At 65.1% G+C, this 15,291-nt stretch carries 13 protein-coding genes and 2 pseudogenes; 5 read left to right on the top strand and 10 right to left on the bottom strand.

Annotated elements, in window-relative coordinates; all coding sequences use genetic code 11:
- Window positions 1–5: 5 nt before the first annotated feature.
- From APH33_RS08365 to APH33_RS08375, 3 genes are all read left to right on the top strand, one after another.
- On the top strand, window positions 6–1,460 hold the full coding sequence (locus tag APH33_RS08365; protein WP_054884682.1) for a mannose-1-phosphate guanylyltransferase/mannose-6-phosphate isomerase: 1,455 nt from the start codon (window positions 6–8) through the stop codon (window positions 1,458–1,460).
- A 101-nt stretch (window positions 1,461–1,561) separates the two neighbouring features.
- Window positions 1,562–2,026 (top strand): hypothetical protein, encoded by a 465-nt coding sequence (locus APH33_RS08370; RefSeq protein ID WP_054884683.1) that lies wholly within the window; start codon window positions 1,562–1,564, stop codon window positions 2,024–2,026.
- A 152-nt stretch (window positions 2,027–2,178) separates the two neighbouring features.
- Window positions 2,179–2,991: an SDR family oxidoreductase gene (locus APH33_RS08375; protein ID WP_054884684.1), complete on the top strand. Its 813-nt coding sequence runs from the start codon at window positions 2,179–2,181 to the stop codon at window positions 2,989–2,991.
- Window positions 2,992–3,104: 113 nt separating this feature from the next.
- On the opposite strand, the gene APH33_RS08380 is transcribed toward APH33_RS08375, so the two are convergent.
- The 5 genes from APH33_RS08380 to APH33_RS08400 all read right to left on the bottom strand — a co-directional run bounded on the left by APH33_RS08380 (window position 3,105) and on the right by APH33_RS08400 (window position 9,242).
- Window positions 3,105–3,899: an SDR family NAD(P)-dependent oxidoreductase gene (locus tag APH33_RS08380; protein WP_054884685.1), complete on the bottom strand. Its 795-nt coding sequence runs from the start codon at window positions 3,897–3,899 to the stop codon at window positions 3,105–3,107.
- Window positions 3,900–4,039: 140 nt separating this feature from the next.
- Entirely contained in the window at window positions 4,040–5,479 is a 1,440-nt protein-coding gene (locus APH33_RS08385; protein ID WP_054884686.1) for an efflux transporter outer membrane subunit, read from the bottom strand.
- Window positions 5,476–6,537: an HlyD family secretion protein gene (locus tag APH33_RS08390; protein ID WP_054884687.1), complete on the bottom strand. Its 1,062-nt coding sequence runs from the start codon at window positions 6,535–6,537 to the stop codon at window positions 5,476–5,478. Before APH33_RS08390 ends, APH33_RS08385 begins: the two co-directional genes overlap by 4 nt.
- Window positions 6,538–6,564: 27 nt before the next feature.
- Window positions 6,565–8,106: an MFS transporter gene (locus APH33_RS08395; RefSeq protein ID WP_054884688.1), complete on the bottom strand. Its 1,542-nt coding sequence runs from the start codon at window positions 8,104–8,106 to the stop codon at window positions 6,565–6,567.
- 227 nt (window positions 8,107–8,333) lie between these two features.
- Window positions 8,334–9,242, bottom strand: coding sequence for a LysR family transcriptional regulator (locus APH33_RS08400; RefSeq protein ID WP_054884689.1), 909 nt, complete (start codon window positions 9,240–9,242; stop codon window positions 8,334–8,336).
- 273 nt (window positions 9,243–9,515) lie between these two features.
- Here APH33_RS08400 and APH33_RS08405 point away from each other — a divergent pair, with 273 nt between their 5' ends.
- Both APH33_RS08405 and APH33_RS08410 read left to right on the top strand, forming a co-directional pair.
- Window positions 9,516–9,962, top strand: coding sequence for a universal stress protein (locus APH33_RS08405; protein ID WP_054884690.1), 447 nt, complete (start codon window positions 9,516–9,518; stop codon window positions 9,960–9,962).
- A 77-nt stretch (window positions 9,963–10,039) separates the two neighbouring features.
- Window positions 10,040–10,249 (top strand): annotated as a pseudogene (locus tag APH33_RS08410) (type II toxin-antitoxin system PrlF family antitoxin); the annotation flags it as partial.
- Here APH33_RS08410 and APH33_RS26480 read toward each other — a convergent pair.
- From APH33_RS26480 to APH33_RS08430, 5 genes and pseudogenes are all read right to left on the bottom strand, one after another.
- Window positions 10,230–10,463: pseudogene (locus APH33_RS26480) on the bottom strand (DUF1016 N-terminal domain-containing protein); the annotation flags it as partial. The pseudogenes APH33_RS08410 and APH33_RS26480 sit on opposite strands and share 20 nt — an antisense overlap.
- The gene (locus tag APH33_RS08415) at window positions 10,460–11,320 is read right to left on the bottom strand and encodes an HlyD family secretion protein (RefSeq protein ID WP_054884691.1); all 861 of its coding nucleotides are present in this window, start codon (window positions 11,318–11,320) and stop codon (window positions 10,460–10,462) included. The pseudogene APH33_RS26480 and the gene APH33_RS08415, both read right to left, overlap by 4 nt.
- Before the next feature lie 10 nt (window positions 11,321–11,330).
- Complete coding sequence (locus APH33_RS08420; protein WP_008097766.1) at window positions 11,331–11,531, bottom strand: DUF1656 domain-containing protein; 201 nt, start codon at window positions 11,529–11,531, stop codon at window positions 11,331–11,333.
- Window positions 11,521–13,698 carry an FUSC family protein gene (locus APH33_RS08425; protein WP_054884692.1) on the bottom strand — a complete coding sequence of 726 codons (2,178 nt, stop codon included), beginning with the start codon at window positions 13,696–13,698 and terminating at the stop codon, window positions 11,521–11,523. Before APH33_RS08425 ends, APH33_RS08420 begins: the two co-directional genes overlap by 11 nt.
- On the bottom strand, window positions 13,695–15,224 hold the full coding sequence (locus APH33_RS08430) for an efflux transporter outer membrane subunit (protein ID WP_054884693.1): 1,530 nt from the start codon (window positions 15,222–15,224) through the stop codon (window positions 13,695–13,697). The genes APH33_RS08425 and APH33_RS08430 overlap by 4 nt, the downstream gene beginning before the upstream one ends.
- Window positions 15,225–15,291: the final 67 nt, after the last annotated feature.

Genomic DNA, 15,291 nt, shown 5'->3' on the forward strand with positions numbered 1-15,291 from the left:
ACATGATGATCCCGGTAATTCTTTCTGGTGGTAGCGGTTCCCGTCTGTGGCCTCTGTCGCGCAAGCAGTTCCCCAAGCAGTTCCTGGCGCTGACCGGTGAACACACCCTGTTCCAGCAGACCATCGAGCGCCTGCGCTTCGAAGGCATGGACGCGCCGATCGTGGTCTGCAACAAGGACCACAAGTTCATCGTCCAGGAGCAGCTCGCGGCCCTGAAACTGGAAACCCAAGGCATCCTGATGGAGCCGTTCGGGCGCAACACCGCGCCAGCCGTGGCGATGACCGCCATGAAGCTGGTCAACGAAGGCCGTGACGACCTGATGCTGGTGCTGCCCGCCGACCACGTGATCGACGACCAGAAGGCCCTGCAACGTGCCCTGGCCCTGGCCACCGTGGCTGCCGAGCGCGGCGAGATGGTGCTGTTCGGTGTGCCGGCCACCAAGCCGGAAACCGGCTACGGTTACATCCGTTCCAGCCAGGACGCGCTGCTGCCCGAAGGCGTGGCCCGGGTTGCCCAGTTCGTCGAGAAGCCCGACGAGAAGCGCGCCGCCGAGTTCGTCGCCGCTGGTGGCTACTTCTGGAACAGCGGCATGTTCCTGTTCCGCGCCAGCCGCTTCCTTGAAGAGCTGAAAAAGCACGACTCCGACATTTACGATACCTGCCTGCTGGCCCTTGAGCGCAGCCAGGAAGACGGCGATGTACTGAGCATCGACGAAGCCACCTTCGCCTGCTGCCCGGACAACTCCATCGACTACGCGGTGATGGAAAAGACCCAGCGTGCCTGCGTGGTGCCGATGTCGGCCGGCTGGAGCGATGTCGGCTGCTGGTCGTCGCTGTGGGAAGTGCACGACAAGGACGCCGACGGCAACGTCACCAAGGGCGACGTGGTGGTGCAGGACAGCCGCAACTGCATGATCCACGGCAACGGCAAGCTGGTGTCGGTGATCGGCCTGGAGAACATCGTCGTGGTCGAGACCAAGGACGCGATGATGATTGCCCACAAGGACAAGGTCCAGGGCGTCAAGCAGATGGTCAAGACCCTCGACGAGCAGGGCCGCAGCGAAACCCAGAACCACCTGGAAGTGTATCGCCCGTGGGGCTCGTACGACTCGGTGGACATGGGCGGCCGCTTCCAGGTCAAACACATCACCGTCAAGCCAGGCGCCAGCCTCTCGCTGCAGATGCACCACCATCGCGCCGAGCACTGGATCGTGGTGTCCGGCACTGCCGAGGTGACTTGTGACGAGAACGTGTTCCTGCTCACCGAGAACCAGTCGACCTACATCCCGATCGCCTCGATCCACCGCCTGCGCAACCCCGGCAAGATCCCGCTGGAGATCATCGAGGTGCAGTCTGGCAGCTACCTGGGCGAGGACGACATCGAGCGCTTCGAGGATGTCTATGGGCGGACTTCGACGCCGATCGAGCGTGGCGTTTCGGTGAAAACCATCGCGCAGTAAAGCAACACCCAAGGGGCCGCCAAAGCGGCCCCTTCCTTTTGAGGCCAGCCCGTTTTGGCGCTACGATGGTCAGACCTGCGCAACCAAGGTCTGCCTGCCCCATGATCATCGGTGCCTTTCTCATCCTCACCTGGCTGGTGCTGTTGTTGCGCTACCCGGCCAAGGCCCTGCCGATTAGCCTGGCCGCAATCTGTGGCCTTGGCCTGGTGGCATTGTTGGTCTTCTGGCAGGACAACCGCGAAGCCTCGCAACTGGCACGCCTGGAATTGCGCCTGAGCTATGCCCCCGAACACTGCCCTGCCGACCGTGCGCTGCAGGTGCGCATGAAGAACGGTAACGAAGTGCCATTGACCGAACTGCGCTGGCGCGTAGCGGCGTATGCACCGGGCGATACCGTGAACCTGGCGGAAAACACCTATAACGCACCGCGCTACCGTGGCCCGGGTGAACTGCAGCCGGGGGCCGAGTGGCAGGACTGCTTGCCTCTGCCCCCGCTGCGCTCGGGATACCGCCCACAGACATTGGAATTCCGTGCAGAGCATCTGCAAGGTACATTTGCCAACTAGTCCAGCGCCTGTTCCGGCCCTTTCCCGGGTAAACCCGCTCCCACAGGTACAGCGCTGCCCTCAGGCTCGGCGACATCCCTGTGGGAGCGGGTTTGCCCGCGAACAGGCCGGCACAGGTTAAACAAACCCCACCTGCAAAACAGGCCTCAAACATGCCCACCGTCCTGATCACCGGTTGTTCCAGCGGCATCGGCCGCGCCCTGGCCGACGCCTTCCGCGATGCCGGCCACCACGTCTGGGCTACCGCCCGCAAAGCTGAGGATGTCGAGCGCCTGAACGCCGCCGGCTTCAGCGCCCGGCAACTGGATGTGAACGACAGCGAGGCCCTGGCCCGTCTGGCCGAGGAGCTTGAAACCCTCGACATCCTGATCAACAACGCCGGCTACGGCGCCATGGGGCCGCTGCTCGACGGCGGCGTCGATGCCCTGCGCCAGCAGTTCGAGACCAATGTCTTCGCGGTTGTCGGGGTGACCCGCGCACTGTTCCCGTTGCTGCGCCGTGCACGCGGGCTGGTGGTTAATATCGGCAGCGTCTCGGGGGTGCTGGTAACGCCGTTCGCCGGCGCCTACTGCGCGTCCAAGGCCGCCGTGCATGCCCTGAGCGACGCACTGCGCCTGGAGCTGGCGCCGTTTGGCATCCAGGTGATGGAAGTGCAGCCGGGGGCGATTGCCTCGCAGTTCGCCAGCAATGCCCAGCGCCAGGCCGATCAGGTGCTGGCGGCGGATTCGCCGTGGTGGCCGCTGCGCGAGCATGTGCAGGCGCGGGCGCGGGCATCGCAGGACAAGCCGACGTCGGCGGCGGAATTTGCCCAGGGGGTGTTGGCGGCAGTTGGCAAATCTCCGGTGCCGGGTGTGGTGCGGTTGGGCAATGGCAGCACGGCGCTGCCACTGATGGCCCGCCTGCTGCCACGGCGGTTGCTGGACTGGGCCCTGCGCAAACGCTTCGGGCTACTGCGCCCGCTTTGAGTCATGGGTTGGCTGTACCGGCTTCTTCGCGGGCTCGCCCGCTCCCACAGGGATAGCGCTGTACCTGTGGCAGCGGGCGAGCCCGCGAAGAGGCCGGTACAGGCGACGACACATCAGGCAATGGAACGCAGCACCCCGCCATCCACCCGCAATGCCGCTCCAGTCGTGGCACTGGCCTGCATCGACGCCAGGTACACCACCATGTTGGCCACCTCCTCCACCGTCGCCAACCGCTTGATCAGCGAAGTTGGCCGGTGCTCGGCCAGGAAGTTGGCCTCCAGCTCTTCGCTGGATACCCCCTGTTCCTGTGCCAGCTTGGCAAAGAAGTCACCCACCCCCTCCGAGCGGGTCGGCCCCGGCAGCACCGAGTTCACCGTCACCCCAGTACCCGCCAAGGTCTCGGCCAGGCCACGGGACACCGCCAGCAGCGCCGTCTTGGTCATGCCGTAATGAATCATCTCGGTCGGGATCTGCAACGCCGACTCGCTGGACAGGAAGATCACCCGCCCCCACTTGCGCTGTGCCATGCCCTGGGCGTAGTGGCGCGACAGGCGCACGGCGCTGAGCACGTTGACATCGAAGAAGCGCTGCCAGTCGGCATCATCGATTTCGAAGAACGGCTTGGGCTCGAAGATGCCGAGGTTGTTGACCAGGATATCGGTGTGCGGCACCTGGTCGAACAGCTTTTGCGCCCCCTCTGTCGTGCCCAGGTCAGCGGCGATGCCGATGATGCGCGCTTGCGGCAGGCGCTCGCGGACAGCCTTGAGGGCGTCATCGACACGGGCCTGGGTGCGGCCGTTGAGTACCACTTCGGCGCCCGCCTCGGCCAGGCCGATGGCGATGGCCAGGCCAATGCCGGCGGTAGAGCCGCTGACGATGGCGCGCTTGCCGTTCAAGGAAATGTGCATCTGTGCCTCCTCATCTGTCTGGGGATAGCCGGGGCTGCTTTGCAGCCCTTTCGCGACACAAGGCCGCTCCTACAAGGGATAGCGATCGCCTGTAGGAGCGGCCTTGTGTCGCGAAAGGGCCGAAAAGCGGCCCCGGCCATTTATGCTTTCAGATCGAATGCCTGCCAGCCACCGCCCAAGGCCTTGTACAGCCCCACCAGCGCCTGCGACACCGCGGCAGAACTGTCGATCCACTGCTCTTCGCTGGCCAGCAAGGCACCCTGCACCGTCAGCACGTTGAGAAAGTCCACCGCGCCCTCCACATACTGGCGCTGGGCGGTTTCCAGGGCGATGCGGTTCTGCCGCACCGCCTCGGCCAGGTGGTCGCGACGCAACTGGCTGGCGTTGTACAGGCGTAGCACATCGTCGATTTCGTGCCAGGCACCGAGCACCACCTTGCGGTAGTTGAGCGCTGCTTCCTGCTGCTGCGCCTCGCGCAGTTGCAGGGTGCCTTTGAGCCGGCCACCTTCGAAGATCGGCAGTGACAACTGTGGGCCGAAGGCGAAGCGACGCGAATCCCAACCGCCGAGATCGGCCAGTTGCATGGCCTGGAAACCGACGCTGCCAGACAGGCGGATACTGGGATAGAAGTCGGCTTTGGCGACACCAATGCTCGCAGTGGCAGCATGCAGGCGTGCCTCGGCCTGGCGGATGTCTGGGCGCCGTTCGGCCAGCTCGGAGGGCAAGCCGATGGCGAACTTCTGCTGCGGCGCCGGCAGCTCTCCGGCTGGCAGCAACTCGGCCTGCAGGCTGCGCGGCGGTTCGGCGGCAAGCAGGCTGAGGGCATTGATCAGGTCGTCGCGCCGGGCCTCAAGGCTTGGCAGGCGCGCCTCGATGGACGCCACCTGGGCGCTGGCCTGGGCCACGTCGAGCCGGGTGGCGACACCTTCGGACTGACGATCCTGGGAAAGCTTCAGGCTGTGCTCGGCGACCTTCAGGTTGTCGCGGGTCACCTCCAGGGTGTGCTGCACGGCACGCAGCTGGATGTAGTTGCCGGCCGTTTCCGAGAGCAGCGCCAGCAACACGCCGCGGCGGTCGTTCTCGGCCACTTCCACGGTGGCATCAGCAGCCTCGACCTGGCGGCGCACACGGCCCCACAAGTCCAGCTCCCAACCCGCCACCAAATCGCCCTGCCAAAGGTTGAAAGCCTCTTTGCCCGCCTTGCCGGACGGGTCGTTCAGGCCTACGGCACTGTTGCGAGCGCGGCTGTAGCCAGCGTTGACGTCCACCGACGGTGATTCATCGGCCGCCACCGTGCTGCGCAGGGCGCGGCTTTGCAGCAGGCGGGCACTGGCCATCTGCAGGTCGAGGTTGTTTTCGGCCACCCGCTGGATCAGTGCGCTCAGGCGGGCATCATGAAAGGTTTCCCACCAGCGCAGTTCCAGCGGTTCGGCTTGAGGCTGGCTGGCAGCCGCCTCGCCTTGCAGCGCCGCCCATTGCTGTGGCGCCTGGCTGTCCGGGCGCTGGAAGTCCGGCCCCAGCGTGCAGCCGGCCATCAGCACGGCCAGCAACAGCGGGCTCAAGCGTACGGCAGGTTTCATCGGGCGCTCACCTCTTTGCCGGTCAGTTGGTCACCGTGGGTGTCGATGGTCGCTTCTACCGACATGCCCACGCGCAGGCGTGCGAGCAGCGGCTGCCCGTCATCGAAGACGATCTTCACCGGAATGCGTTGCACCACCTTGGTGAAGTTGCCGGTGGCGTTGTCCGGTTTTACCGCAGCGAAGGTCACGCCAGTCGCCGGGGCGATACTCTCGACATGGCCTGTGAGGGTTTCACCGGAAAAGGTGTCGACACTGATGCTGACCGGCTGGCCTGGCTGTACATGGGTCAGCTGGGTTTCCTGGAAGTTGCCGACCACATAGGCATGCTGCAACGGCACCACCGAAAGCAGGCGCGCACCAGGATTGACGAAGGCGCCGACGCGCAGTGCACGCTCGCCGACCATGCCGTCGACCGGCGCAGTGATGCGGGTGTAGGACAGGTCCAGCCGGGCCTTCTCCAGGCCGGCTTCGGCACGCTTCAACTGGCCATCGGCGCTGGCCACCTGGGCCGTGAGGATGTCCACCTGCTTGCGTGTCGCCACCAGCGCCGCCTGGGCGTTGGCCAAGCGTGCGCGGGCCTGGTCGACACGGCTGCGCGCCTGCTGGGCGTTCTGCACGGTGCCGGCGCCCTGCTCGGCCAGGCGGCTGTAGCGGTTGACCTCATGGTCGGCGAACGCTGCTTCGGCCTGGGCTGCCGTCACCGCCGCCTGGGCCTGGGCAATCAGCGCGGCCTGGCGCTCCAGGGTGGCGCGGGCATCGGCGCTCTGCGCCTTGGCCACCAGTAGCTGTGCCTGGGCCGCATCCAGCGCAGCCTGGTAATCGCGGGCATCGATGGTCGCCAGCAACTGGCCGGCCTGCACCTGCTGGTTGTCCTCGACCAGCACTTCCTTGATGAAGCCGGCAACCTTGGGGGCGACCACGGTGTAATCGGCGATCACGTAGGCATCATTGGTACGCTGCCGGTGGTCGCTGCCGAACAGCCAGGGGCCGACGATGCCGGCCAGCACGGCCACGGCGAGCACCGAGCCGATGAGAAAGGTCTTGCGGTGGTTGGTCATGTTGAGTGTCTCGAATTCATCCAGGGTTCAGGCCACCGCGCGCGGCGGATAGACCCGGGTAGGCACGAAAGGGATCAGGCAGATCAGGGCCACGGCGATGCAGGCCATGACCAGGTAAAGGTCGGCGGACGTCAGCACCTGCGCCTGGTCGTGAATGCGCTTGGCAAGGCCGGCAGCGTTGTCGTCGATCAGCGGGGCATTGCCCAGGCTGTCCACCAGGTGGTTGGAATGAAAGTGCCGGCGCAGGGTGCCCAAGGCATCCAGCAGGCCACCGGCAATCACGGCGGCCAGGCCTTTGACGGTGTTGAACCAGCTGGAGGCGAACGGCCCTTCCTGCGGGCTCATGCCGTTGGTGGAGAGCATCAGCAGCGGCAGCACGGCCATTGGCTGGCCGAAGACCTGCAGCAGGTAGAACGGGTAGAAATCGCCACGGATCCACTCGCTGGTCAGCAAGCTGCTACCCACGCACGACACCGCCAGCATGGCCAAGCCGATGGCCAGTACCCAGCGGCAGTCCACCGCACGAATGTTGCACAGCGCTGCAGTCAGTGGCAGCGCGATCAGCTGCGGCATGGCCACCAGCATCAACAGCGGGCTGGTCTGCGCCGGGCGGTAGCCCTGGATCTGCGCCAGGTACGCCGATGGAATGCTGCCCACGCCGGACAACACGATCAGCACGCCGGCCAGGGTCACCAGGGCGAAGCTGAGGTTGCGCCGCTGCAGCATGCGCAGCTGGAAGAACGGCAGCGGCTCGGACCATTCGTTGTACATGAACAGCACCAGCAGCAGCACGCCACCGCCGAGCAACCAGCAGATCAGCGGCGAATCGAACCAGCCCCAGCGATCACCCAGTGACAGGCCGAGGACGATGCAACTGATGGCCGGCAGGCCGAGCAATACGCCGCGCCAGTCGAACTGCTTGAAGCGCTCCAGGCGCAGCGGATCCTGCGGCAGGCCCCAGCCGACGCAGAACATGGCCAGTGCCGAGGGCAGGATGATCTGCCAGAACGCCCACTGCCAGCCGACGTACTCGGTCCACAGGCCAGCCAGCGGCGTGCCGAGGTTGGGCCCGAAGGTGGCGGTCAGTGCGTAGCAGGCCAGGCCATAGACTTTGATGCCAGGTGGCAGGAAGCGCAGCGCCACGCTCATCAGCATCGGCGGCAAGGCGCCCGAGGCAAAGCCCTGAAGCACGCGCAGCAGCATCAGGCTGTGCAGGTTGGGGGCGAACGGTTGCAGCAGCCCGAGCACGGCAAACAGGCCGACCGCGCTCATGGTGAAGCGGCGCAGGGAAAAGGTGGTGGCCAGCCAGGGTGCGAAGGCCATCGCCGATACCGACGCAGCGCTGTAGACTGCCAGCAACCAGGCCCCTTCGTCGGCGCCAATGCCCATGGCACCGCGGATGTCGGCAAGGGAAATCTTGGTGACCGACTCGTTGAGGCCGGCACACAGTACGGCCAGCAATACACCGAACAGCCCGACCACCACCCGCAGGCCGAACGCCGTCTGCGCAGGCGTGGCCGGCGCGGGGGCGGCGGCAATCGCGGCAGAAGGGGCGGACAGGGAACTCATGGGCAGACATCTCCAGCAACAAATTTGCGACTGGAGCCAGTCTAAGAAGGTCGAATGCTGACGAAAACTGACTTCTCGGCAGGTTTATGTTGCGCCAGACGCAATCCGCTCCTGAACCGAGTCGCCTGCTTCGCGGGCGCGCCCGCTCCCACAGCGATATTCACAGTTATTGAGGGTTGCGGTGTACCTGTGGGAGCGGGCATGCCCGCGAAGAATCCAACCTGGTCTCAAGGGTCGACGCTGCAACAGGCCTTCAAGGTCTGCCGCAGCCAGCGATGCGCCGGGTCATTGTGAAAGCGTGGGTGCCACGCCTGCAGCACGGTCACCCGCTCCAGCGGCACCGGGATCTCGAAGGAACGCAACGGCAGCCCGAGCTTGTGCACGCTGTTGAGGATATTGGCCGGCATGGGCAGGATCAGGTCCGAATCCGGCAGCGAGAACAGCGCCGAGTGGAAACTGGGGGTGATCAGCGCCACCCGCCGCTGCACCTTGAAGTTGGCCAGTTCGACATCGATCGGCCCGTTGGCGCGGCCACGGCGGGACACGCTGATCTGTGGATAACTGGCGAAGCTGGCCGGGGTGATCGGCTGGTCGAAGATCGGGTGGTCACGCCGTGCCAGGCCCACGTAGAAAGTCTGGAACAGGCTCTGCACCTTGATTTCCGGTCCCAGGTCAACGGTGGAGCTGATGATCAGGTCCGTGCGCCCATCGCGCAGCACACTGTCGTCGTCGCCACCGGGGCTTTCCGGCACGAAGCGCAGCACCGTGCGCGGCGCCTGTTCATGCATGCGCCGCAGCAGCTGGGCGCCATACAAGGCGATGAACAGGTCATTGGTGCGAATGTTGAAGGCGCGATCAAGCCTGGGCAGGTCGACTGCATCGGCGCTGCGGAACACCTCGCCAGCCTGCTCCACCAGTGCTGCCACCTGCTCGCGCAAGGCCAGCGCCCGCGGGGTCGGCACCAGGCCACGGCCGGCGCGCACCAGGATCGGGTCGCCCAGGGCATCGCGAATACGCCCCAGCGTGCGGCTCATCGCCGCCGGGCTCAGGTTCATGCGCTGCGCGGCGCCGACCACGCTGCCTTCGTCGAGCAAGGCATCGAGGGCGACGAGCAGGTTCATGTCCGGGAGTTGCATGGCCGTTTTCCGTGACAGCTGTGGGGAAAGGCGATGGTAGCAGGTTGATGGATTGCACCAGACGCAATGCGCTCGTGCGTGGTGGGGCATTTATTCAATGGCGGTGTTCGGCCATAAATGAAGCATTGGCAGACCTGGCCCTTTCGCGGGGCAAGCCCGCTCCTACAGGAATCCCACAATGCTCAAGTGGTGTGCAGTTCCTGTGGGAGCGGGCTTGCCCGGGAAAGGGCCGAGCCTGCAAGCACATCAGCAAGCCTCAACTTAGGATTCCGCATGCCCAGCCCCGTCCTGATCGCCATCGATGCCTCCCCCGCCTCCACCGCCCTGCTCACCCTCGCCCGCCGCTACTGCCGCCCCGATGAACATGAACTGCACGTACTGCTGGCCATCGACTCAACCTTCGCCGTGCACGACAAGCCCGCGCCCTACACCGCCGAGGAACTGGAGGAATACCCTGCCGCCTGCGAGGAGCAACGCCTGGGCGATCGCGCCGTGGGTGAAGCCGTTCAGTTACTGCAACAGGCCGGCTTCAGCAGCCAGGGCTGCATGGTCGCCGGGCAGCCGGTCGAGGCGATTGTCACCAAGGCACAACAACTCAATTGCGAGCTGATCATCATGGGCCACCGCCACCTGTCGCGGTTGGGGCGATTGCTGGACCCGTCGATCAGCGCGAAGGTGATTGACCGGGTTGAGGTGCCGGTGTTGGTGGGGGCCGCTTGAACCGCTGCTCAGTCAGGTAATGCGATTGAATTGACCAGATAATGCAATCGCATTAGCCTGATGGGCTAACCCACGCAGAGGCAACCGAGGACGATCACGTGCTAGGCCAGTTCCTGAAGTTTATGGCTCACGACATCGCAACCAATCCTCAACGGCTGCAGGTTGTCGATGCTGAGCTCATCGCTCGCCTCGACAAGCTCGTGGGTGATGCAGAGGTCAACCTGGATCAACCTCTGTTGGCAGAAGATGAATGGTGCGAACTGGAAGCCTCTCGTCCGGTTTCTTAAGCTTCGTCAGCAGCACCAGATTATGGCCCCAAGGCAATTGTCCAACAGCCTGTTGGACAATTGCCTCATCTGGCCAAGCTTCAGCAAACGCACGCATGTACATCAGATTGGCCCGAGAGAACCCCTTCATCGCGGGAAAGGCGGTTTTCAGGTCATGAGCCAGCCGCCCTCTGACCTTGGCTCCCCAACCTTGAGCTGCTTGACGTTCGATTATCCCTCGCTCGGCTTCACCACCACCGTACAGGTCGTCCCCGCCGCCAGCAGGAACCCGTCCGGCACTTCATCGATGTGAATGCGCACCGGCACCCGCTGCGCCAGGCGCACCCAGTTGAAGGTCGGGTTCACATCGGCGATCAGTTCGCGGCTTTGTGGGTTGTCGCGGTCGTAGATGCCGCGGGCGATGCTCTCCACATGCCCCTTGATGCGCTCGCCGCTCATCATCTGCAGCTCGGCCTGGTCGCCAACCTTCACGTGCGGCAGCTTGGTCTCCTCGAAAAAGCCGTATACCCAGAACGAGTTCTCGTCGACCACCGCCATCACCGCTTCACCGGTACGCGCATAGTCGCCCTTGTGGATGTTCAGGTTGGTCACGTAACCGTCCACCGTGGCGACGATATGGGTGCGTTTGAGGTTCAGCTCGGCCGCTGCCAGTTCAGCCTGGGCCTGCTGGTAGTCGGCCAGGGCGGAGCTGGCGATGTTGCTGGCGTCGTCGCGGTTTTCCTTGGAGATCACCAGGTTGTCCATGTCGGCACGGCGCTTGGCGTTGACCTTGCGCATTTCCCAGGTGGCCTTGCGCGAGGCGACCAGAGCCTTGGCCTGATCGACCGCCAGTTGGTAATGCTCAGGGTCGATCTGGATCAGCAGGTCACCCTTCTTGACCCGTTGGTTATCCTTGACCGGGACGTCCACCACATAGCCCGGCACGTCGGCGGCGACGTTGATGATGTCGGCACGCACGCGGCCGTCGCGGGTCCACGGCGTGGTCATGTAGTGCAGCCACAACTGGCGTCCGATCACCACGGCAGCGGCCAGCACCAGCAGGGTGGCGATCAGGCTGAAGAACTTTTTCATCGAAGGATTCTCACCAGTAGAGCGACAGCGCCAGGGCGCCGAACAGGCAGACGAACAGGCTCAGGCGCAGCAGCGCCGGGTGCCAGAAGAAGCGGTAGCCATCATGGCTGGCGATGAACCGGTCCAGGCCCCAGGCCAGGCCCAGGGCGAACAGGAACATCAGGGTCATGGTGGGCATGTATACGCCATGGAAGGCGATTTCACGGGGCATGATTCAGTCCTTTCGCCGGTGCCAGCGGCGACTGTGGGTCCAGCAGTGAAGAACGGATGAAGTGCAGGTAGCTCTGCACCCGGCGCAGCACCGAGGTGTCGAAGTGCCGGGCGAAGGGTTCGTCGGTGGCCTGCACGCGAGCGATGGCGTGGTCCACCGCGACCAGGGCACGTTCGTGGTTGCTGGCGCTGGGCTGCAGGAACAGGCGGGCCAGGGCGCGGCCCATGACACGAATGGCCTGGCGCCACGGTTGTGACTCGGCGTAGGCCGGGTGAATCGGCGCCCGGGCCTGCTCCTTGCGCAGTTCGATGATGGCGTGGCCGATCTCCAGCACGGTGAACATCCAGCCCATCAGCTGGCTCTGTACCTGCGGCTTGCCGGCAGCCAGGCCATAGGCCTGGTGCAACAGGTCGCGGGTGCGGCTTTCGAAGGCCGAACCAAGCCCTCGCAGGCGGCCGCTGATGGCGAACAGCACCTGCCCGCGCAGCTCCTGCTCCAGGCGACTCCACAGCCAGCGGCTGTTCGGCGGCAGGATGATCGCGCCGGCTGCGGCGCAGACGAACATGCCGATGACCATGCCGATGTAGTCGTTGATGAAGCTGTACGGGTCATAGACCGTCAGGTTGTTCGGCACCGAGCCGATGGCGAAGAACACCAGCAGGCCGATGCCGTAACCGGCGTACGCCGGTCGCGACGAGAGGAACGCACCGAGCACGAACACCGGCGCCAGGACCATGCACAGCAGCGCGAAGCCGTCGATCCAGGGGAACACGAAGAAGGTTTCGAAGAAGCCGATGAAGGCCCCGATCGCCGTGCCACAGGCCATCTGGAACGACATGCGCTTGGGGTTCGGCGAAGCGGCCGAGAGACCCACGGTGACGGTGGCGATGAGGGTCATCATGGCGCCGCTGGGCCAGTCGCTCATCAGCCAGTAACTGCCCAGCAGCAACAGCACCGCGCAAGCGCGCACCCCGGCAGCCAGCGATACCAGCCAGCTGGTCTGCGCCACGTAGGGCTCATCCCATTGCTCGCGCTGGTGTTTGTGCGCGGCCAGCGAAGCGTGGGTTTCGGCGTAGCTGTACATCTCGTCGACGAAGCGGTAGAGCAGTTCGAACGCGGTGTGAAAGTCCAGCAGGTCGGCTTCGCTGGGCTGGGTGGCCAGATAGTCGGCGCGCAAGCTACGCACCTGCGCCTGCAGGCCTTCCTTGTAGGCCGCCAGCTCCAGCGTCAGGCGCAGCGCATCGGCGTCGGTCAGGGCCCGGCCCACATAGGGCTGCAACAGCTCCACCAAGGTGTTCAGGCCAGGCTCGATGGCGCCGACGATCTGTAGCGGGCCGCGCGCGCGCAGGCGCTCAAGCAGGCGGTGCAAAGCGTTGAAGCGCGTGGTAATGGCCATGAACTCGCTGTTCATGCGCACCAATCGGCCAGAGCGGCGACGCATGTGCGGGTCTTCGAAGGCGGTAACGTTGCGCAGGCTCTCCAGCCCCACCGCTTCGGCGACGAAGCGCACGTTGCTGGCCTCGAAGCGGTCGCGCTGGCTATCGCCGCGCAAGGCTTCCACGACGACCCCGGCGAACACGCCGAAACGCTGATACAGGGCGTTGCGCATGGCGGCACTGGCCGACTGCGGCAGGACCGCGGCGCTGACGAAGGTCGACACCAGGATGCCCAGGGCGATCTCCAGCACCCGCCATACGGCCGCCATGAATGCCAGGTCCGGGTGCTGCAGCACGGGCAGGCCGATCATCGCCGCGGTGTAGCCCGCGAGGACGAAGCCATAGGCGCGGAAAGTGCGGTAGCGCATGGCGCCGGCCGAGCACAGGCCGACCCACACCGCCAGGCTGGGCAGGAACAGCTCGGTGTTCTGCGGGAAGATGGCGATCAGCGCGACCATCATCGCCGAACCGGCCAGGGTACCGAGCACCCGGTAGAAGCTCTTGGCGAACACATGGCCGCTTTGCGGCTGCATGACGATGAACACGGTGATCATCGCCGTGCGCGGTTGCGGCAGTTCCAGGCGCATGGCCAGCCACAGGGTAATGAACGCGGCCGCAAGCACCTTGAAGATGTACACCCAGGTCACGCCGTCGGTGCGCGCCCAGGCGAAGAAGCCCCGGCGCCATTCCAGGCTCTGCAGCCAGCGCACGGGCAAACTGGAAGTGCTCATTCGGCGTCATCCGCCTTCTTGTCGAAAATCGCCAGGGTGGCCGGGGTTTTCGGCGCGGCCTGGCGTTCTTCCTGCGGCACGTCCCGGCCAGCCTGCAGGCCGCCACCCAGGGCGGTGACCAGTTCGGCATGGGCGATCAGGCGGGCAGCCTGCACCTGCTGCTGCACCTGCTGTTGGCGAAACAGCAAGGTCTGCGCATTGAGCACATTGAGGTAGTCGGTCAGGCCGCGCTGGAAGGCCACCATGGCGATGTCGTAGGTCTTCTGCGCAGCGGCCACCGATTGGGCAGCGAAGTGCGACTGTTCCTTCATCGATTCACGGCGGATCAGTTGATCTGAAATGTTCTTCAGAGCGCCGACCACGGTCTGGTTGTAGCGCGCCACCGCTACGTCATAACTCGCCGAGGCTACGCCCAGCTGCGAGCGCAGGCGGCCACCGTCGAAGATCGGCAGGCTGATCGCCGGGCCGACGTTGTAGTTGAACTTGCGCCCTGTCAGGAATTCCAGCGGACCACCGCCAGTGGCCATGAAGCCGAGGCTGCCGACCAGGTCGACGTTGGGGAAGAAGCCGGCATGGGCGACATCGATGCCACGGGCCTGGGCGGCGACCTGCCAGCGGCTGGCGACCACGTCCGGGCGCTGGCCGACCAGTTCGGCAGGCAGGTTCGACGGCAGCTTCAGCGGGGCCGCGAGGGCCAGGCTCGGCCGTTGCAATTGCGCGCCCTCCCCCGGCCCTTTACCGGCCAGCGCCGCCAACTGGTTACGGGTCAGGGCGATTTCCTCGTCGAAGCTGTCGAGCTGGCGATGGGTTTCGGGCAGCGGTGCCTCGGCCTGGCTGACCTCGAAATGGGTGCCGATGCCGCCATCCAGGCGGCGCTTGGCCAGGGCCAGGATCTGCTCCTGCTGTTCCAGCTCGGCCTTGACGATATCGCGCTGGGCGAACTGCAGGCTCAGCTGAATGTAGGCACGTACCACATTGTTCTGCAGTTCCAGCTGCGCCTGGCGGGCCTCGGCCACGCTCATGTGCGCCTGGTCGACCGACTGCTCGCTGGCATTGCGTTCGCGGCCCCACAGGTCCAGCGCGTAGCTGAAGCCGATGGCGGCGTTGTTGTCCCAGGTGTTGGCGCCCGACAGCGCACCAGGGCCGTAGAACTGGTCCTCGGGCCAGTTGTGCCGCTTGAGCGTGGCGTCACCTTTGACCTGGAGCTTTTCCGCCGACTCGACCACACCGGCCATGGCCTTGGCTTCACGCACACGCGCAGCGGCCATGGCCAGGCTTGGGCTACCGGCTACGGCGAGGTCGATCCAGCGGTCGAGTTGTGGGTCGCCATAGGCCTGCCACCAGCGCTGGTCAGGCCAGTGCGCGTCGCTGGCCGCTTCGCGAATGGCCGCGTCGGTGATCAAGGTGTTGGCTTGCAGGGTCTTGCTTTGCGGGGCGATACCCCAGGTTCCGATACAGCCGCTCAAGGTGAGACAAAGGGCACAGGCACTGAACACTTGAAGCGTTCTGATGATGCGACGCGGCACAGCTGCGATTTCCCGAGGAAGAGGTGGAGGGGCCGCGCAATTCTAGGGGGCCGCCGCACTGGCGATA

The organism is Pseudomonas sp. NBRC 111130 (assembly GCF_001320485.1).
GTDB classification, from domain to species: domain Bacteria; phylum Pseudomonadota; class Gammaproteobacteria; order Pseudomonadales; family Pseudomonadaceae; genus Aquipseudomonas; species Aquipseudomonas vlassakiae.